Below are 17,583 nucleotides of genomic sequence, written 5' to 3' on the forward strand. Positions count from 1 at the left end.
TTAAATTATAGAAGACAGGAATTTCTTATTTATTGAAAATCTATAGCATGATCTTTTAAAGAATCGGATTTGTATTTGGTCATTTTTGACATTAAAATTGTCATAAAGGATAAGCTATACTTTTGGGTATAGCTTATTTATTAACAGCGAATTAGAAGCGAACAGAATTTACAGTAAAGTACAGCTGGCTAATTTTCCAGAGATAATGACAGGTCGTACTTCGGTGTAACTATTAAAATTATAATAACTGAAATTGTAAATACTGTCAAATTTTATATCACATCTATATCATAAAAAAAATTCTACAGATTTATGACTAATTATAATATAAGTTCTATAGATTGTCCTCTGCATCCTTCCCGATTACGAAAATTAGGTCTTATCGGAGGTCTTTCCTGGCATTCAACGCTTGAATATTACATGTACCTGAATCAAACCATCAATGATCATTTCGGTAATAATACTAATCCTCCTCTTGTAGTAATAAATCTTGATCAGTATTATATGCATCAATTACAACGATCGGACCGTTGGGACATCATAGCAGGAATGCTGATTGAAGCCTGTGATCAATTATATAAAGCCGGAGCCTATGCAGCAATGTTTTGTGCTAATACCCCCCATAAAGTGTATCATGATGTACAGGCCCACAGCAGGATTCCCATACTGCATATCGGAGATGCAACAGGTGCTGAGATCAGAAAGAAGGGTCTTCGGAAGGTTGGGTTTATTGGAACAATATTTACCATGGAGGAGCCATTTATTGCAAAAATCCTAAAAGATAAATATGATATTGATATGATAGTACCCGATAAAAAGAAAGACAGAGAAAGACTTCACACCATTATACAAAAAGAACTGTCTCTTGGTATTTTAAAACCTGAAACAAAAAAATATATACTGGATCAGATTGTAATGCTGGAAACGATGGGGGCTGAAGGCATCATATTGGGATGTACCGAATTCCCACTTATTATCGGTCCGAATGATATTAAGATACCCATATTCAATACCACATTATTGCACGCTCAGATGGGAGTAGATTTTATCCTGGATTCTGATTTTTAGTGCTTAGTTATAGAGTTTTATTTGTTTAATTTAATTGTAAATACTATGGAAAAAAAGACCTCAATATTCACCACGGTGATATGTATTTTGTTGTTTATGGTAAGTTTGCCCGAAAATCTGACAGCACAAAAGGTAAGTCCGTCTAACGATTTTTCCGGATATAAAACACTCAAAGTGAAGCCAAGCGAAGCTGACCCTTCGGTAAAGAATTGGGACAGTGCACATATCGTAATGTATGATAAGGGCATTAAAAATAATAAGATATTGCTTTGGCTTACGGGAACCAAAGGATCTACTGATCACGTTCCTCAAAGTTTTTTTAAAACGGCATTAGACCAGGGATATAGAATTATAGCACTCTCTTTTATGAGCACCCCGGGAGTTTCACAGGTTTGTAAAGGCAGTTATTTGAGTAAAAATGTTGATTGTGCAGCGGAGTTCCGCAGAAAACGTATTTATGGTGATAATACTTTCCTTCCTATTCCGGATCAGTATCAGGATGCCATAATACCTCGTCTGACAAAACTTTTACAGTATTTGTCGAAAAGTGATAAAGATGGTGCATGGTCCCAATATCTGAATGAGAGCACAGGTAAGCCCGTTTGGAGCAAAATTGCCATAGCGGGGCAATCCCAGGGTGGAGGAATGGCGGAATTTATCGCTCAGCATGAGTCTGTGGCAAGAATCATCAGCTTTTCAGGAGGATGGGATTACAGTGATTCCAGAACGAAAAAGATAGCAGGCTGGTATTCCCAAAAATTGCTGACATCACCTGAAAATGTTTTTGCAACCTATCATGTGAAAGAAGTGGCAGCAAAAGAGCTGGCGGAGATTTATAAAGAGCTGCATATTCCTGCAGAGAATGTTTTTGCATTAGATCAGCCTATTGTTCAAAACACCAATAAGCGTACTCCTCCTAATCCTTATCATGTGGAAGGAGTTAAAAATCCTGTGTATCAACCTATCTGGATAAAAATGCTTGGTTCGGGGCTATGATTTTAAGTTATCAATTTAAATATGATAAAAGAGGCTGTCTCAAAAGGTAAATTAACGCTCTGAGAATTTCCTAAATGACAAAAGTTGTCAGGCAGGAGTCCGAGAGAGGGGGTACTTTTGAGACAGCCTCTTTTTTATTAAAGGACATAGAATATTAAACTTTCATTTTCTGATGTTCAAAGGAAAATTACATACTTGAGTGTTGAAGATATTATTGTAATTATACTGAAATAAGTGTTTAAGTATTACTATTTTATGAAAATTGATTCATGAATTATGAGGAGTGGTTTTAATTTGTATATTTGGTTTTTATTTAGAATAAATAAAAATATTATTTAAGAAAATCATTAATGAATACAATTTTGTCCATCTAATTCACATTCTCATTAAAAACTATGGAACTACAAAACAAAAGAATCCTTACTCTGGATGTAATAAAAGGTATAAGTGTCATCGGAATGATCATTATACATACCTTATTGGTGTATGCCAATGTAAAATCACAATATGAAACAGCTGTCGGCAGTTTTATTGTTTTTCTTGGAAGGGGAACTTCCATTTTCCTGATCTGTATGGGAATTACTTTCATGACTTCCAGTCATCAAAGTCTTAAAAGTGCTTTAAAACGGGGTGCTTTACTGGTATTTGCAGGGTTGTTCATGAACTTTATGAAGTTTATGATTCCTGTGATTTTTAATTTTGCTCCCGATAATTTTATCCAAAAATACGGATGGGATGTACCTATAGAACAGCAGTATGTATATCTGGTACAATTGGGTGATATTTTACAGCTGGCAGGGATGTCCTTGTTGTTGGTAGGATTTATCAGAGAATATGTCAAAAATAAATATATTATCCTGGCAATAGGTTTATTCGTTGCACTGGTATCCAGGGAAGTAAGCGGAATGAACCTGGACTATCCTGTGATCAATTATGTTCTGGATCTCCTTTTCAATACCGATTATCCGGCATATGTCTATTTCCCTGTTTTTCCATGGATGGCCTTTATCATCATCGGAATGTTTTTCGGGAAATGGTTTCAGGAGCTGAACTACAATACCCAACAGATATTTAGAAATATGCTCTATGCCGGACTGTTATTTATTGCCATAGGAGCACCGCTGGTTTTTCTGTATGGTGATTATCATTACAATGGTTTTTATCACATGGGCCCTGGCGGTGTTCTTTATTTTGCAGGCTGGACACTACTGTTTTTATGGCTGATTAATATGTTTACGGCAAATGCCAAAGAAAATGGTTTTATACGTATTCTCAAATATTGCAGTAAAAATCTGACCTCAATGTACATGATTCAATGGATATTAATCTCGTGGGGGAAAGGAATTTTCGGATATCGACAACATGAAATCGGATACGTATGTATGCTGATCCCGTTGTATATTATTCTCACCTTTTCAGTACAGACTTTGGTGGATGTCATAAGAAAGAAAAAAACTTTAATTGGCTTCAGACCGATATCAACTGATAAAACAGTTTTGAAATAACAATTCCCATTTTATCATTTAAAATTATAAAACCACGGTAAAAGTTTACTGTGGTTTTGTTTGTCATCAGTTTAAAGAATTTCCACTTCTTCCGGTACGATAAAAAGAATGGTACAGCCATATTCAGATTTCACGGAATGCTTGAAATCAGGCGGAGTATATAGGTAATCTCCTTTTTCAAGCCGGGCTCCTGCAATCGTTGCATCACCTTCCATTATAAATAATTCCTCTCCTGCAGGATGATTATGATAAGGATAGCTGGCTCCCGGTTCAAATTTTAAAAGAATACTGGTAGAACGGTTTTTTTCAGGATCAAATTTTAAGGATTTTACAAAAATACCGTCATAATGAATACCTTTTTCAATCAAAGGCTGCCATTCTTTCTGTTCTGTTTTTACGATGTAATCGTGGATGTTGGTGTTCATGTGATATAAATTTTAATTGTTATTGCTGTAAGAAATGGTCAAAACTCCATTTATAATGGGAAAATGTACTCAGAAGAAATGCTCCTGCACTGAATGCGAAGACTGAATAGTCCAGAGGTTCTTTAATTCCAAAAGAAATGCTCATGGCTATAGCAAAAAATAAAGTGAGCACAGAGGCGTACCTTGCTGTTCTTTTTATCTGAAAACCCAAAAGAAGCAGAATGCCGATTGACACTTCAGCAATGGTTGATAATACTGCAATAATGGCTGACCACGATGGTGGTAAAAATGAATTGGTTTCAGCGGTATAATGAACAAAATTTTTCCAGCCTGAAGATTGAGTTCCCCAAAGATTCAGCCTGCTTGCTACTGCTGATAAAAATCCGGCAGCCAGAGCAATTCTTAATAAAAAAACGGCGGTATCCTGTTGCGTTTTCATACGTATAATTTTTAGGTTTTAATTACAGTACAAAGTTCAGCGAAAGCCGTCGCCTAAAGAATAGACAATTCCGGGAAAAGCATGTAATATTGGAGAAGGAAGCTGGAAGTTTTTACATTTCCTTTACCGCTTTCTGATACTCTTTGGGAGATTGTGAAGTATGTTTTTTAAAGAAATTTGAAAAATAGAAAGGATCATTGAAACCAAGCTGGTAGGCAATTTCTTTTACAGTCAGCTTTTCATACATCAAAAGTCTCTTAGCTTCAGAAATAATGAGGCTGTAGATTACATTCTGGGCCGTTTTGCTGGTATGAAGCTTTGAAACCTCATTCAGTTTGGCTTCAGTAGTTCCGAGAAGATCAGCAAAATGAGAGACCTGATAATTATTTTTAAAATTTGCCCTTATACTTTCAAGGAACTTTAAAAATAAAGCATCGGGCTTCCATATTTCATCGCCGTGGGCAATTTTACTGCGGTTGATTTCTACGAGAAGCAATTCCACCAGAGAATGTGTAGAGATCAGATACTGGTAAGGCTGTTCCAGAATTTCTTTTTCAATAGTATTCAATGTTTCAGAGAAAAATTCAGGGTGCTGTACAGTGATCATTTCATTCATTCCAAAATGGCAAAAGAGACCATTGTGGAAGATAAGTTCAATATCACTATCACTTTTACAGAAAAAATCCAGCGTAAATTCCAATGCAGTCAATTCTCCTTCTACTGATTTTAACTGATGAAACTGTCCTGAAGTAATGGTTACAACCTGACCGGTTTTCATCACAAAAATATGTTCGTCAATCAGAATTTCTGCATTTCCGGACTGGCACCAGAATAAGGTGTATCTGATGACCCGTCGCGGTTCAGGATATCCTGCCTGGTTGGAGTATTTTCTTATTTTAATCATTTCAGATCTGTTAAAGGTGAATATCAAATTGATGTCACTGGATGGAACAAAACGGATATTGTAAAAATCCTTTTGATGAAGCTACAACTGTAATTATAGGTACACAGCTCACTCATAATGCTAGCTATAATGATGTATAGAAATAATGAAAAATAAAACACCTGTAATTTCAGGTGTTTTATTTTTTATTCTAAAGAATTGTTATATTTCCTTTTATTGTCCTCAATCATTTTTCTATACTCAGGGTTATTAATTTTACCTTGATAAGGGTCATTCATATATTCTTTTCTCTTTGTTATAAATTGATCTTTGGATACAATTAACCCTTTTTTTTGCTCAATGGGTAAACTCGTTTTATTTATTGATATAAGTTCAAAACCTATATAATTATTCACCTCATTGATCTTTAATATTAATCCAGGAAGTCCTCTAAATTTGTATGGACCATCACTTATTGGAATATCATAAGTAAACCAAGCTATAAACTTTTTTTCTCCTGCACTTACAACTGCTTTATTACATTTATAGCCGCCAATAATAGAAGTGCTTTTATTATCAATTTGCCAGTCAAGTTTATCAGGACTCTCATAGGTGTAATAATTTCTCCCTAAATAATTTGATATATAGGTTTTGTTTTCATCCTTATATACGTTATGCTTTACCTTAGATTTCGGAAGAGAGCCGGGATCAACAATATTTCCGGTTTTCATTGCATCTTCCAGTTTTTTCCCAAAACCATCCACTGCAGCCTTATAATTTTCACTATAATATATAGATTTTTTGCCATTAGTGAGTAATACCATAGGCTCATTAATTGTAGATAATTTATCCAAAGTATCTTGTACAAAAGTATATTTATACTTTACTTCGATTTCCGAATAATCTTTTTTTTCTTGACCTCTCACATAGTTAAAACAAAGAAATAACAAAAAAATTCTAAAAAGTGGTTTCATAGGTACTCAAAATATTATAATTAAATAGGCTGTTAAAAGACAGCCTATTATTTTTTTCATTACGTCATTGGATTTTCATAACTGGAATGCCCACAATCTTGATTGTTATACATTTCCCATTCGTTGTAAAGGCAATCACTTGAATCAAATTCAGAATCAAAAACTGTTTGATAAGTAGTTCCACAAATAGTTTTGATAGTCACCAAATACCTTGTAAAGGCTGTAATTTGCTGTTTTTCCTTTTTTGACTCTAATTTGTTAGAAGTGCTTTCTTTAGCACAAACAAGTCCAGCAACCATAAATGCTGAAAGTAATAATACTTTTTTCATAATTATGTTTTTTAAATATTTAACAATTTAAATATAAAATTATTTTTCTAATCACCAAATGTGGAAAACCGTAAGGATATTAAAAAGATTTTAAGTCTTGTTTAAGGCTCCTTTAAATACTCTTTAAAATAAAACTATTATCCAACGAAAATTCGGCGGGTATAGTAATATTTTTTATACTTTTGGTTTTGCCGATTATATTGAGCAGATAAATTTTAGTTTGATTTTTTATTATCAATTTTTTCTAACTGCTTTTTAACTGCATTGATATTTTCTTCTGTAAGTTTCCCATAACCCAGCTCTTTGATTTGGTTTAATTGTAATTTTGATATTTCATCTTGCTTATCTTTATTTTTTAATAACTGATCCCGCAGCGAAATATAATACTGGGTAGAGTATACTTCATCTTTTAAAAATTCTGAAATATTTTTATTTTCTCCGACACATCCCAAAGTATATTTCATCATTAAAGGATTGTTATAATAGAAAGTATAGATATCTAAGAATCTTTTATCATTTCTTTTAAATAGCTCCTTGGCGGAATAAACCCTTAACGCATTGCTGCCATTCATCGCATAATAATAGAGTTCATCATTACTGGCTATTTTGGCAACTTTTTTAAATTGATTATAAATTTTGCTTTTTTCACCTCCAACTCCAATATTAGGAGACTCTGCATATGAGACATTGTCTAAAGGCTGTGCCAGTTTTTTTACTGCTTCAGAGACCTGAGCATTAGATATTGTAAGACTAAACGTGAATAGAAAACAGTAGAAATATTTATAGCTCATTATTTATAAATAATTAAAGTTAAATAAAATAACTGAACGATTAAATACCTAAATTCGTTTAAATTTTAAATAAAAATTCAGAATGAAATACTCAAAAATTATTATCGTTGTAACCCTGTTATTGTTTCAGTTGGGAGCAGCACAGGAAAAAGCAGATGTTGTCTTAAATAAGGCTTTCACAGAAGCTAAAGCAGGTAAGAAAAATGTTTTACTGGTATTCCATGCTTCATGGTGCAAATGGTGCAAGATGATGGAAAAAAATATGGATCTTCCTGAAACCAAACCTATTTTTGATAAGAGATTTGTCACAGCCTACATAGACGTTCAGGAAAGAGGTGATAAAAAAAGTCTTGAGAATCCCGGTGGACAAGAGCTGATGAATAAATTTAATGGAGAAAATGCCGGACTCCCTTTCTGGCTGATTCTTAATTCCAAGGGAGAATTTTTAGCGGATTCTTTTGATGCCAAAGGAGAAAATCTGGGATCGCCAGCCACACCGGAAGAAGTAAATACTTTTATTGCCAAACTTGGGAAAGCCTCAAAACTAAGTAATGAGGAAGCACAGATTATAGAGAAAGTATTTGTGAAGAAATAAGATTTACCACTTTTTTATAAACAAATCCCCGGAATAGTAAGTTCCGGGGATTTGCTTTGGATAATCATACATGACAATTATTCCTGATAAGAATATTCGATATTAGTCCATAAAACCTGATCTCCTGTTTTGATCATTTCAGAAGGAGTGGAAAATATATTGACAAAAATATTTTCATATTGAGTGGTTCCAAAATGAGCACTTTTGGTAATCAATAGTGCGTCATGATCATCTCGGGGTACTTTTTTAACATATCGGTATGTTCGTTTTAAAGTAAAGGATGACGTGTTTTTATTGAAATCACCAATGTAAGATGGTTTATTATTGTTGTTCTCTTTGATCAGTACAGAGTCATTTACGATGGTAAAACTATAGGTGAAATCTGTAGTTGAGGTTTCTGAGAATAACCTGATCGTTTTATTTTTAAGATCAAGATTTATTTTTTTCCAGGCCGGTTCCTGGTATAAGCTCCAGTAATCGGCAAGGTAAGATTCATCCGGAGTAGATTTTTCTCCGTTTGATCCTTTATACAACACTGTATTTTTTACAGTATAACTTTTAAATTGAAACGAGTAAACATTTTTATCAACAGGTCTCGGATCATCAATTATATTATCGTTGTTTTCACACGAGATCAATGACAATGTCATTATCAGGGTATAAAAAGAGTATTTCATGGTATATTTATAAAGAAGTTTCGCATCTATTAGGGAAACGAAACAGAGTGGAAGTTATAATTGGGCAAAGGTAAAAATAAAAGGTGAAAAGGTAAACGTGTATTTACCTTTTCGCCTTTTGACTTAATTTATTTCCCAAAATACATCTGATCCTGCTTCTGCTGTTCATTATAAATGATCTGGAAGCTGACAGGCATATATTGGTAAAGAAGTTTCCAATGTTGGATCTTTGCATGTTTTTTGAAGCTTTCGAAAGACCTTACAAACAGGTTTTCAATCATGGTTCTTACATAAGAATTCCCGTTTCTGTAGATCCAGTCCATCAGCTTGATGTGATGGGCAATGATATTGATCTTCGATTCCTGCAGCAGGTGCTTCAGATAATTCACGGTAGCCTGCATGATCCCGGCGAAATTGTCCTGTACAGACAGCTGGGTGATCTCATTGCGAAGTGGCGGATAGAAAAATTTTAAGTATTCAACAGCTATTTTTTGATTAATAGTTTGCATTTGTACTTTCATCATAATTAAGAATTTTTCAAACACTTTTTAGTGCAGCGAAATGTATACCAAAATTTAAAGGCAGGCTGCAAAAATAAATACTCCAACGATCACAGCAATGTGAGTGAATAATATCTCTGCATTGTGTCTGTTAGTCGTTGTTTTCCAGGTTTTCCAGTCTGAAATTCTTCTGATTTTGTTTTTCATAATCTATTGATTGTGAGTTATTTTTAATTTTGTTTAATTTAAACACTTTGTAATGAAACGGATAAAAAATGTAACAAAACGTTTATATGCCGTGAGTGTAAATTTGTCTTGAATATACTTTCTGAAGGTTGGCAGAAATGTGACTAAAAATCACTTTTCTGTATTCCTCAGTGCAGAAAGCAGTACAATTATCCAGAGAATAGATAAAGGTTGTCTCAATTGCATTCTTTAAAACTGTATCTCCGTCAGTATAAATTTTGTCCATTTTCTGTAAACTTCTGAACAGCAGATTTCTGTCATTCTGTCGGATCATGTTTTTAATACGTTCCGTGAAGGTGCGGATAATGCTGTATGAATTTTGAATTTTAATTTCTTTTACTTCTTTTTCAAAATCGGGAACCACATCAGTGATTTCCTTTACGGCTTGTAAATAGTTCATCGTATTATATTTTAATGGTGATAGTGTTCGAGCATTTTGATGAAGGCTCCAAAAATGAAAATGGTTAAAAAAGCAAAAAAGAGCATATGATAGGGCTTAAGCCATTTTGGAGTTGCAGGTCCTTTGCTTTTTAACCTTCTGAGCTTGTCGATTTTGTTTAAAGTCTTTAAGTCCATTTTTCTATGTTTTCAAATCATAATGCCAATGATATTCCGTTGAAAATGGAATATGGTTAATATTTTGATAATTAATGGATTATGATTTTGTGGGCGAGTTTTTAAAACAAAAAAGCCTGTCAAAATGATAAGGTTTTTATCAAAATGGAAGAAAAAATAAATGACTTGCCTTAAAACTCACCACAAAGTCACAAAAGAGTTAAACTGTTAAATTATTTAAGGTCATCGGCTTTATGGATAAGAAGTACTCAGAAATTTTGAAAATCTAAGATTTTCACCTTTAGTGAACTTTTTTTAGTGTGTATCATTACGCTTCTAAAATGGGCTAAAGGATTTAAAATAAGAACTTTTGTGCCTTTTGTGGTTAAAAATCAAGTTTATGTTATCTCAAAATCAATATTATTTTTAAGTTTCGCAGTAAGGATAAGAATGAATATCTTTGCAGTCCAAATATTCAGAAAAATGTTTTCAAAAATAATAGTACACAGAGTCGGAAATAAGATCAACGGAGATTCGCTGACGCTTTCCCAGGAGGAATTGAAGCTGGAAGAAGGAATGGCAGAAATGCTTGAAGACTACTTTTTAGGTTCTTTTAAATCGGAAGAAACCTTCCATTTTTACAGTGACACTTATCTGGTGAATAATCCGGTGTACAGTGCCGTATCTGAAATTTTTGATGATAAATCCAAGTTTATCTGGGAATCTGAGAATATTGCCAAACATCTTTTCGAAGCGGCAGAAAATCCGAGAGTTCAGAGTGGAGAGCTTTTTATTGTACTTTTTGAAGATGAAAGCGACCGTCCGGACAGAGTGGATAAAATCGGGATTTTTAAAACGGAGAAGAGAGAATCTTTCCTGAAAATCAATCCTGCTGAAGAAACATTTGATATTGAAAAAGATCAGGGAATCGGTTTGTCTAAAATTGATAAGGCTGCCTTGATCTACAACAACAATAAAGAAACAGGGTATGTACTTTCCGTAGTTGACAACAACAAAAACGGGGATATGTATTATTGGTTCGAAGATTTCCTGAAAGTAAAACAGCGTGATGATGAATATTTCCACACGCAGGAAGCTTTGATGGTGTATAAAGATTATATCACCAAACAGCTTCCCCAGGAATTTGAAGTTTCCAAAGCAGACCAGGCAGATTTCCTGAACAAGTCTATCAATTTCTTCAAAGAAAAAGAAGAGTTTAAGCTGGATGAATTTGCCAGCGAAGTCTTGGGAGATGAGCATGTGATTGAAAGTTTTGTAAACTTTAAAACAGACTACGAACAGGACATGCAGGTGAATATTGCTGAAGAGTTCCCGATCAGTGAAGCAGCGGTAAAAAAGACGCAGAGACACTTTAAAAGTATTATTAAATTAGATAAAAACTTCCACATCTACATCCACGGAGACCGACAGAAAATTGAAATGGGTGAGGATGATAAAGGAAAATATTACAGACTTTATTTCGAAAAAGAGGTATAAAAAGAAATCTCCGGTTCCATAATAATATCATAACTTTATTGCTGATTACAAAATAACAGCTATGAAATTGATGATCATTTTCTGGGGAGCTTTTCTCTTTTTTTTCTGCGTTCCTTTTCCGATTTTCATTTACATGATGACGGAGGAGCTGGCAACAGAACCGAGAAATTCATTAGCGGTGAGCTATGGGTATCTCGGTTTTTCTTTGTTAATATGGGGATATGTGATTATTTTCTTTATCAATAAGCTTTTCATTACAACTTTTAAAGAGAAAAATACGATCCGGTCCATTGTACAGAACGGAATTCCAAGAGAAGCCAAAATTATTGATTATAAGCTTCTGAAATACATTCCTAAAAAAAACATGAATCTCATTCAGGTCGGGCTTTCATTTCCCAATCTCAGCAATACGGTGATAGAACATGAAATGATGTTTCATGATTCCAGACCGCAGGAGAAAAGATTTGATGTAGGAAACAAAATCAAAGTACTGCTGAATCCTAAGGTATCACAGGAACCTTATTTTATTTTAAGTGACCAGAAAGTGGGATTCAATACATCAGGAATGATTTTACGAATCGTATTTCTTGTATTATTGATGGCTTATGTTATTGGCTTATACTCTTATTTCTATTGGAGAGAATCTTTTGATTTCGGCTGGAGGTTTCTGACATTCATGCACCCGATTATTTTCAGCGGGGTGATGACCATTATTTATGTCCTGGTTTTTCAGCTTATTTTCGGGAAGTTTTTAAAAAATACAAAAGAAGAACGTATTCTTTTTTCAGGAAGAAATGCTGAAGCCAATATTATCAGTGTAAGCCAGACAGGCCTTACAGTGAACGATCAGCCACAAATCATGTTTCAGGTAAGTTTTAAAGATTTCAGAGGGACCGAACATATTGCTGTTTATAAGAAAATTGTGAGTCTTTTAAAGCTTTCTTCCATTCCTCAACAAGGAACTATTGAGATTATGTATGATGAGAATGATCCGAAGCAGATTATGATTCCCAGAGGGTTGTAGAGAGTAAAAGACAAAACAGCAAAAAGCAAAAACGCTAAATCTGATAATAATACATCAGAATAATTACATGTTTTCAGACTTTAGATGTAAAAGTCTCTGTTTAACAGTGACTATTTAACATATAAAAAAATATCCAAATGAATTTTTTTAATGAATGCATTTTATTTAAGTAACAGGATAAAAATCAATTCAATTTTATACGGAAATTTTTAAATAAAAAATATGTTTCTATCAGATAAACAATTACTTAACATAATGAAAAATATCCTTCAGATGTGAGTTAGTTGTATATATTTGAGACTCAATTAAAAAAAACATATTTTATGAAACAATTAAAAAAATTGACTCGTGAAGATCTTAAAACTGTAAAGGCAGGCCAAGTTTGGTATGCTGAAACTTCATGTGGAGTAAAAGCTACAACTACTCAAGATTGGACCGCTGAGCAAGCAAATGCTTGGATTGATGCTCTTGAAGCAAATTATTGTAAGCCAGCTTCTCATTATGGACCTAGCAATAATCTAGCCTAATTAATGTAAATGCACTTATAGTAAAAGTTAATACTATAAGTGCAATTTATAATGAAAATATCTCTTATGCATTACCACAAAAAACTAATACAAATATTCATTTTATTTTATAGTGTTTTATTTTATACACAATCATACAAACAGGATACTCTGCGTGGGGAATTTACCTATCAATTAAAAGCAAAATTCGATACACGGACTGATTATCGGCATGAAGAACAATTCTCATTACAGATAGGAGATAAACGTGCATTTTTTGCAAGTGTTATATCGCTAAAAGGTGATTCGGTAATGGCCACTTCAGGAACAAGCACAAAGAATGCTGATGGTAGTATAACTCTTGGCTGGAAAAAAGGGGTAGTGATTCCAAAAACAGGTTTATCTTTTACCATAATTCAATCCAATGAAAATATACAATATTTTAGATCAGCTGGAATGTCTTTACTTACCTATAAAGAACCAATAATAAAGAATTGGAGGCTTGTGGATGAGACCAAAGTAATCAATACAATTATTTGTAAGAAAGCAGAAGTTACTTTTAAAGGGCGGAACTGGATAGCATGGTATGATCCCGAAATTCCGTTGCCTTACGGTCCATATAAATTTAGCGGATTACCAGGACTGATTGTTAAAATAACAGATGATAAAGGAGATTTTGATTTTGAATTGGTAAAATCTATACCTGCATCTAAATTAAATGGTAAATTAATTACCATTAAAAAGAGCAGATATACAGATGCGATAGAAACCACACAACAAAAATTAAAGCAAGCAGTTAGAAATAATGAAGCCAATGCCGCTGCTGTACTCGCAAGTTATGGAACAACCATTATACAAGGTCAAGAAATGATAAGACAAAGACAAAAAGAACGAGAAGAAAACAAAAAATATGAAAACCCGATAGAATTAGAAAACGATCAGTAATGGCTAATCTTTTTTTTCGTTTGCTAATATCTATTCGTTTTTTTGCCTTATTCATTATCTTTGTCTTCTTAGCTAAATCATATGAAAACAACACTTGTCGATTTAACAAAGCCGATTCAGTATAATGCAGGAGACCCATGGTTCATGAGGGTGAAAATCAAACATAAAGCCCATAGAAAATCACATTGGTTGATTCGTCTGGCATTGAGGCTTCCGTCAAGGCTTTTTCCTAAAAACTGGATAGGCTGGGCAGATGACACGATCAAAAATATGGGACTTCATGCTACAACACATATTGATGCTCCCTGGCATTATGGCCCTGTAGTAGAAGGAAAGCCTGCTAAAACGATAGACCAGATTCCACTGGAGTGGTGCTACGGAGACGGGATTGTGATTGATTGTACGGATAAAGAAGATTTTGTTGCTATCACTGTTGAGGATTTGAAAAAAGATCTCGATAAAAACGGAATTACCATTCAGGAAGGAAATATTGTTCTGATCAGAACGGATCGTGACAAAATGATGGGCACTCCGGATTTCGTAGAAAAAGGAACGGGAATGAGTAAAGAAGCTACAGAATGGCTGATTGACCAGGGCGTAAAAGTAATGGGAATTGATCAGTGGGGCTGGGATCTTCCTCTGAAATATATGGCTCAGAAAGCGAAAGAACTCAATGATCCTGAATTCTTCTGGGAAGGCCATCGTGTAGGAATCGAAAAAGAATATTTACACATCGAACAGCTTACAAATCTCAGTGCATTACCTCCATCCGGATTTAAAATCTGTGTATTTCCGTTAAAAATTGTTGGCGGCTCTGCAGCTCCGGCGAGAGTGGTGGCGATGATGGATGCATAAAAAGAAAAAATCATCTCTGACAAAAAATAAAAAGGGCGAATTTGAATCTTCAAATTTGCCCTTTTAAATGTAGCATCCTTATTTTCTCGGGTTAATTCTTCTTTCTGAAAAACAAGGCCCTGTTATATTCAAAATTCATTCTGGCAATATTCAGGACAGAAATTCCTTGTGGACATTCTACTTCACAGGCTTCTGTATTGGAGCAGTGCCCGAATAATTCCGTATCCATTTGAGCCACCATATCCAGCACTCTCTTGCTTCGTTCTTCTTTCCCCTGAGGAAGGAGAGCCATGTGAGTGATTTTTGCAGAGGTAAATAAAGCTGCACTTCCATTTTTACAGGTTGCAACACACGCTCCACATCCAATACAAGCTGCGGAATCAAAAGCTTCCTCAGCCGTCTGATGGGTCACCGGAATGGCTGTGGCATCAGGAGCCTGGCCTGTATTCACAGATACAAAACCTCCTGAAGATATAATTCTGTCAAAAGCAGAACGGTCTACTTTTAAATCTTTCTTCACCGGAAATGCTTCAGCACGGAATGGCTCTATCAGAATCGTTTCCCCATCTTTAAAGGACCTTAAGTGAAGCTGGCAGGTGGTTGTATTTTTCAAAGGACCATGGGCAATACCATTAATCATCATCCCGCATTGTCCGCAGATTCCTTCACGGCAGTCGTGATCAAACTCAACGGGTTCATCACCCTCAATAATCAGTTTTTCATTTAAAGTGTCCAGCATTTCTAAGAAAGACATATGGGAATTTAATCCTTTCAGGTCATAACTTACCAGTTTTCCTTCACTTTTTCTGTCTTTCTGTCTCCATATCTTAAGATGTAAATCCATAATTTTCTGTTTTTATTTGTAACTTCTTACCGTTGGCTGAATTTCTTCAAAGATTAAAGGTTCCTTAATCAGTTCAGGTTCACCATTTTCACCTTTCCAGGCCCAGGCAGAAATAAATTGGTATTCTGCATCATTTCTCATGGCTTCTCCGTCCGGAGTCTGGAATTCTTCTCTGAAATGAGCTCCGCAAGATTCGTTACGGGTTAAAGCATCATAGCACATCAGTTCTCCTATTTCGAAATAATCGGCTACGCGGCCTGCTTTTTCCAGTTCGGTATTCATTTTATCTCCCTGTCCGGAAACTCTTACGTCTTTGTAGAATTCCTGTTTCAGTTTTCGGATTTCCTGAATGGCGTATTTCAGTCCTTCTTCATTTCTGGCCAGTCCGCAATAATCATAAAGGAGTTTTCCTAATGTTTTGTGGAAATAATCAACGGTTTTGGTGCCTTTGATATTGATGAAGCCATTAATTTGATCTTTAACGGCCTTTTCAGCCTGTTCAAATTCCGGAGTATCCGGTGAAATTTTTCCGGTGTGAATTTCATCCGCCAGATAATTGGCAATGGTGTAAGGCGCAATGAAATATCCGTCAACTGAGGCCTGCAGAAGTGAGTTGGCACCTAATCTGTTGGCACCGTGATCGGCAAAATTGGCTTCACCTAAAGCAAACAATCCCGGAACAGTAGTCATCAGTTCATAATCTACCCAAAGGCCGCCCATTGAGAAGTGCGCAGAAGGGGAGATCATCATAGGTTCTTTGTACGCATCATATCCTGTTATTTTAAGATACATATCGAATAAGTTTCCATATTTTTCTTTAATCTTATCTTTTCCCTGTTCCTGTATTGCTTTGGAAAAATCAAGATATACTGCATTTTTCAAAGGTCCGATTCCGAAACCTGCATCAATTCTTTCCTTGGCTGCACGGGAAGAAATATCTCTTGGAGCAAGGTTTCCGAAAGCCGGATATCTTCTTTCAAGATAATAATCCCTTTCATTTTCCGGAATGTCATTGGGTTGTCTTGTTTCCCCTTCTTTTAATGGAACCCAGATTCGGCCGTCATTACGTAATGATTCAGACATTAAGGTCAGTTTAGACTGATAATCTCCGGATTGCGGAAGGGAAGTAGGGTGTACCTGAATCCAGCTTGGGGAAGCCATTAAAGCTCCTTTTTTATGGGCTCTCCAGATGGCAGAGCCATTACATCCCATGGCAAGGGTAGACAGATAATAAATTTTTCCGTAACCTCCGGTTGCCAATATTACAGCGTGAGCTGCATGTCTTTCAATATCTCCCGTGTCTAAATTCCTTACGATAATTCCTCTGGCTTTACCGTCAACAGTCACCAGATCCAGCATTTCATGTCTTGAAAATAATTGAACGGAACCTTTTCCAACCTGTCGCATTAAAGCCTGATAAGCTCCCAGAAGAAGCTGCTGTCCCGTCTGTCCTCTCGCATAGAAAGTACGGCTTACCTGGACCCCTCCGAATGAACGGTTGTTCAGATATCCACCGTATTCCCTCCCGAAAGGTACACCTTGTGCTACAGCCTGGTCGATGAGGTTCAGAGAACATTCTGCCATTCTGTAGACATTGGCTTCACGGGCTCTGAAATCTCCTCCTTTTAAAGTGTCTACAAACATTCTGTACACGCTGTCACCATCGTTTTTATAGTTTTTGGCAGCATTCACCCCTCCTTGTGCTGCTACAGAATGCGCTCTTCTCGGGCTGTCCTGGAAACAGAATGATTTGACATTATAGCCCATTTCTCCCAGAGATGCTGCGATTGAGCTACCCGCCAGACCTGTTCCTACCACAATCACATCCAGCTTTTTACGGTTGGCAGGGTTTACGAGTCTTGCTTTCTTTTTATAATTTTCCCATTTATATTCCAATGGGCCTTGTGGTATTTTTGAATCTAAAATCAT

Annotated in this window: 21 protein-coding genes; 9 read left to right on the top strand and 12 right to left on the bottom strand. The window is 35.3% G+C overall.

Translation table 11 applies throughout. From position 1 onward, the window contains the following. The first annotated feature begins 312 nt into the window (after nt 1-312). The 3 genes from AC5YGI_RS11645 (at nt 313) to AC5YGI_RS11655 (ending at nt 3,569) form a co-directional block, all read left to right on the top strand. Nucleotides 313-1,068 (top strand): aspartate/glutamate racemase family protein, encoded by a 756-nt coding sequence (locus AC5YGI_RS11645; RefSeq protein WP_496168401.1) that lies wholly within the window; start codon nt 313-315, stop codon nt 1,066-1,068. Nucleotides 1,069-1,113: 45 nt separating this feature from the next. Next, nucleotides 1,114-2,064, top strand: a complete 951-nt coding sequence (locus AC5YGI_RS11650) for a BPSS1187 family protein (RefSeq protein WP_496168402.1) — start codon at nt 1,114-1,116, stop codon at nt 2,062-2,064. A 395-nt stretch (nt 2,065-2,459) separates the two neighbouring features. Continuing rightward, entirely contained in the window at nt 2,460-3,569 is a 1,110-nt protein-coding gene (locus AC5YGI_RS11655) for a heparan-alpha-glucosaminide N-acetyltransferase domain-containing protein (protein ID WP_496168403.1), read from the top strand. A 71-nt stretch (nt 3,570-3,640) separates the two neighbouring features. Here AC5YGI_RS11655 and AC5YGI_RS11660 read toward each other — a convergent pair whose 3' ends face one another. The 6 genes from AC5YGI_RS11660 to AC5YGI_RS11685 form a co-directional block, all read right to left on the bottom strand. Continuing rightward, nucleotides 3,641-3,994: a cupin domain-containing protein gene (locus AC5YGI_RS11660; RefSeq protein ID WP_496168404.1), complete on the bottom strand. Its 354-nt coding sequence runs from the start codon at nt 3,992-3,994 to the stop codon at nt 3,641-3,643. Nucleotides 3,995-4,013: 19 nt separating this feature from the next. After that, entirely contained in the window at nt 4,014-4,433 is a 420-nt protein-coding gene (locus AC5YGI_RS11665; protein ID WP_496168405.1) for a DoxX family membrane protein, read from the bottom strand. Between the two features lie 112 nt (nt 4,434-4,545). Further along, nucleotides 4,546-5,337: a helix-turn-helix domain-containing protein gene (locus AC5YGI_RS11670; protein ID WP_496168407.1), complete on the bottom strand. Its 792-nt coding sequence runs from the start codon at nt 5,335-5,337 to the stop codon at nt 4,546-4,548. Nucleotides 5,338-5,522: 185 nt separating this feature from the next. After that, nucleotides 5,523-6,290: a GLPGLI family protein gene (locus tag AC5YGI_RS11675; RefSeq protein ID WP_330747386.1), complete on the bottom strand. Its 768-nt coding sequence runs from the start codon at nt 6,288-6,290 to the stop codon at nt 5,523-5,525. Nucleotides 6,291-6,349: 59 nt separating this feature from the next. Next, nucleotides 6,350-6,619: a hypothetical protein gene (locus tag AC5YGI_RS11680; protein WP_330747385.1), complete on the bottom strand. Its 270-nt coding sequence runs from the start codon at nt 6,617-6,619 to the stop codon at nt 6,350-6,352. 215 nt (nt 6,620-6,834) lie between these two features. After that, nucleotides 6,835-7,410 (bottom strand): hypothetical protein, encoded by a 576-nt coding sequence (locus AC5YGI_RS11685; protein ID WP_330747384.1) that lies wholly within the window; start codon nt 7,408-7,410, stop codon nt 6,835-6,837. Between the two features lie 82 nt (nt 7,411-7,492). Between AC5YGI_RS11685 and AC5YGI_RS11690 the strand changes: the two genes are divergently transcribed. Further along, nucleotides 7,493-8,005: a thioredoxin family protein gene (locus AC5YGI_RS11690; RefSeq protein WP_330747383.1), complete on the top strand. Its 513-nt coding sequence runs from the start codon at nt 7,493-7,495 to the stop codon at nt 8,003-8,005. A gap of 77 nt (nt 8,006-8,082) precedes the next feature. Here AC5YGI_RS11690 and AC5YGI_RS11695 read toward each other — a convergent pair whose 3' ends face one another. From AC5YGI_RS11695 to AC5YGI_RS11710, 4 genes are all read right to left on the bottom strand, one after another. Then, complete coding sequence (locus AC5YGI_RS11695) at nt 8,083-8,682, bottom strand: hypothetical protein (RefSeq protein WP_330747382.1); 600 nt, start codon at nt 8,680-8,682, stop codon at nt 8,083-8,085. A gap of 128 nt (nt 8,683-8,810) precedes the next feature. Further along, complete coding sequence (locus AC5YGI_RS11700) at nt 8,811-9,206, bottom strand: DUF7674 family protein (protein ID WP_062674152.1); 396 nt, start codon at nt 9,204-9,206, stop codon at nt 8,811-8,813. Between the two features lie 51 nt (nt 9,207-9,257). Continuing rightward, the gene (locus tag AC5YGI_RS11705; protein ID WP_262710328.1) at nt 9,258-9,389 is read right to left on the bottom strand and encodes a hypothetical protein; all 132 of its coding nucleotides are present in this window, start codon (nt 9,387-9,389) and stop codon (nt 9,258-9,260) included. 82 nt (nt 9,390-9,471) lie between these two features. Continuing rightward, nucleotides 9,472-9,828: a DUF7674 family protein gene (locus tag AC5YGI_RS11710; RefSeq protein ID WP_330747381.1), complete on the bottom strand. Its 357-nt coding sequence runs from the start codon at nt 9,826-9,828 to the stop codon at nt 9,472-9,474. A 638-nt stretch (nt 9,829-10,466) separates the two neighbouring features. On the opposite strand from AC5YGI_RS11710, the gene AC5YGI_RS11715 reads away from it, so the two are divergent. The 5 genes from AC5YGI_RS11715 to AC5YGI_RS11735 all read left to right on the top strand — a co-directional run bounded on the left by AC5YGI_RS11715 (nt 10,467) and on the right by AC5YGI_RS11735 (nt 14,810). After that, nucleotides 10,467-11,480, top strand: coding sequence for a nucleoid-associated protein (locus AC5YGI_RS11715; RefSeq protein WP_137905808.1), 1,014 nt, complete (start codon nt 10,467-10,469; stop codon nt 11,478-11,480). A 61-nt stretch (nt 11,481-11,541) separates the two neighbouring features. Next, entirely contained in the window at nt 11,542-12,504 is a 963-nt protein-coding gene (locus AC5YGI_RS11720; protein WP_496168411.1) for a hypothetical protein, read from the top strand. Nucleotides 12,505-12,827: 323 nt separating this feature from the next. Then, nucleotides 12,828-13,031, top strand: a complete 204-nt coding sequence (locus AC5YGI_RS11725) for a bacteriocin-like protein (protein ID WP_202838835.1) — start codon at nt 12,828-12,830, stop codon at nt 13,029-13,031. Between the two features lie 66 nt (nt 13,032-13,097). Next, complete coding sequence (locus AC5YGI_RS11730; protein WP_202838836.1) at nt 13,098-13,955, top strand: GLPGLI family protein; 858 nt, start codon at nt 13,098-13,100, stop codon at nt 13,953-13,955. Between the two features lie 81 nt (nt 13,956-14,036). Further along, on the top strand, nt 14,037-14,810 hold the full coding sequence (locus AC5YGI_RS11735) for a cyclase family protein (RefSeq protein WP_496168413.1): 774 nt from the start codon (nt 14,037-14,039) through the stop codon (nt 14,808-14,810). A gap of 91 nt (nt 14,811-14,901) precedes the next feature. Here the strand turns inward: AC5YGI_RS11735 and AC5YGI_RS11740 are convergent, their stop codons facing one another. Together AC5YGI_RS11740 and AC5YGI_RS11745 are read right to left on the bottom strand one after the other, a co-directional pair. Then, on the bottom strand, nt 14,902-15,654 hold the full coding sequence (locus tag AC5YGI_RS11740) for a succinate dehydrogenase/fumarate reductase iron-sulfur subunit (RefSeq protein WP_454510304.1): 753 nt from the start codon (nt 15,652-15,654) through the stop codon (nt 14,902-14,904). Nucleotides 15,655-15,666: 12 nt separating this feature from the next. Beyond that, nucleotides 15,667-17,583, bottom strand: a complete 1,917-nt coding sequence (locus AC5YGI_RS11745; RefSeq protein WP_496168415.1) for a fumarate reductase/succinate dehydrogenase flavoprotein subunit — start codon at nt 17,581-17,583, stop codon at nt 15,667-15,669.

This window comes from Chryseobacterium sp. CS3K3.1 (assembly GCF_059515165.1).

What these genes read in the sequence shown, in the direction of transcription:
- AC5YGI_RS11645 (WP_496168401.1), top strand. Translation starts at nt 313, where the DNA reads ATGACTAATTATAATATAAGTTCTATAGATTGTCCTCTGCATCCTTCC.
- AC5YGI_RS11650 (WP_496168402.1), top strand. Translation starts at nt 1,114, where the DNA reads ATGGAAAAAAAGACCTCAATATTCACCACGGTGATATGTATTTTGTTG.
- AC5YGI_RS11655 (WP_496168403.1), top strand. Translation starts at nt 2,460, where the DNA reads ATGGAACTACAAAACAAAAGAATCCTTACTCTGGATGTAATAAAAGGT.
- AC5YGI_RS11660 (WP_496168404.1), bottom strand. Translation starts at nt 3,994, where the DNA reads ATGAACACCAACATCCACGATTACATCGTAAAAACAGAACAGAAAGAA.
- AC5YGI_RS11665 (WP_496168405.1), bottom strand. Translation starts at nt 4,433, where the DNA reads ATGAAAACGCAACAGGATACCGCCGTTTTTTTATTAAGAATTGCTCTG.
- AC5YGI_RS11670 (WP_496168407.1), bottom strand. Translation starts at nt 5,337, where the DNA reads ATGATTAAAATAAGAAAATACTCCAACCAGGCAGGATATCCTGAACCG.
- AC5YGI_RS11675 (WP_330747386.1), bottom strand. Translation starts at nt 6,290, where the DNA reads ATGAAACCACTTTTTAGAATTTTTTTGTTATTTCTTTGTTTTAACTAT.
- AC5YGI_RS11680 (WP_330747385.1), bottom strand. Translation starts at nt 6,619, where the DNA reads ATGAAAAAAGTATTATTACTTTCAGCATTTATGGTTGCTGGACTTGTT.
- AC5YGI_RS11685 (WP_330747384.1), bottom strand. Translation starts at nt 7,410, where the DNA reads ATGAGCTATAAATATTTCTACTGTTTTCTATTCACGTTTAGTCTTACA.
- AC5YGI_RS11690 (WP_330747383.1), top strand. Translation starts at nt 7,493, where the DNA reads ATGAAATACTCAAAAATTATTATCGTTGTAACCCTGTTATTGTTTCAG.
- AC5YGI_RS11695 (WP_330747382.1), bottom strand. Translation starts at nt 8,682, where the DNA reads ATGAAATACTCTTTTTATACCCTGATAATGACATTGTCATTGATCTCG.
- AC5YGI_RS11700 (WP_062674152.1), bottom strand. Translation starts at nt 9,206, where the DNA reads ATGATGAAAGTACAAATGCAAACTATTAATCAAAAAATAGCTGTTGAA.
- AC5YGI_RS11705 (WP_262710328.1), bottom strand. Translation starts at nt 9,389, where the DNA reads ATGAAAAACAAAATCAGAAGAATTTCAGACTGGAAAACCTGGAAAACA.
- AC5YGI_RS11710 (WP_330747381.1), bottom strand. Translation starts at nt 9,828, where the DNA reads ATGAACTATTTACAAGCCGTAAAGGAAATCACTGATGTGGTTCCCGAT.
- AC5YGI_RS11715 (WP_137905808.1), top strand. Translation starts at nt 10,467, where the DNA reads ATGTTTTCAAAAATAATAGTACACAGAGTCGGAAATAAGATCAACGGA.
- AC5YGI_RS11720 (WP_496168411.1), top strand. Translation starts at nt 11,542, where the DNA reads ATGAAATTGATGATCATTTTCTGGGGAGCTTTTCTCTTTTTTTTCTGC.
- AC5YGI_RS11725 (WP_202838835.1), top strand. Translation starts at nt 12,828, where the DNA reads ATGAAACAATTAAAAAAATTGACTCGTGAAGATCTTAAAACTGTAAAG.
- AC5YGI_RS11730 (WP_202838836.1), top strand. Translation starts at nt 13,098, where the DNA reads ATGCATTACCACAAAAAACTAATACAAATATTCATTTTATTTTATAGT.
- AC5YGI_RS11735 (WP_496168413.1), top strand. Translation starts at nt 14,037, where the DNA reads ATGAAAACAACACTTGTCGATTTAACAAAGCCGATTCAGTATAATGCA.
- AC5YGI_RS11740 (WP_454510304.1), bottom strand. Translation starts at nt 15,654, where the DNA reads ATGGATTTACATCTTAAGATATGGAGACAGAAAGACAGAAAAAGTGAA.
- AC5YGI_RS11745 (WP_496168415.1), bottom strand. Translation starts at nt 17,583, where the DNA reads ATGATTTTAGATTCAAAAATACCACAAGGCCCATTGGAATATAAATGG.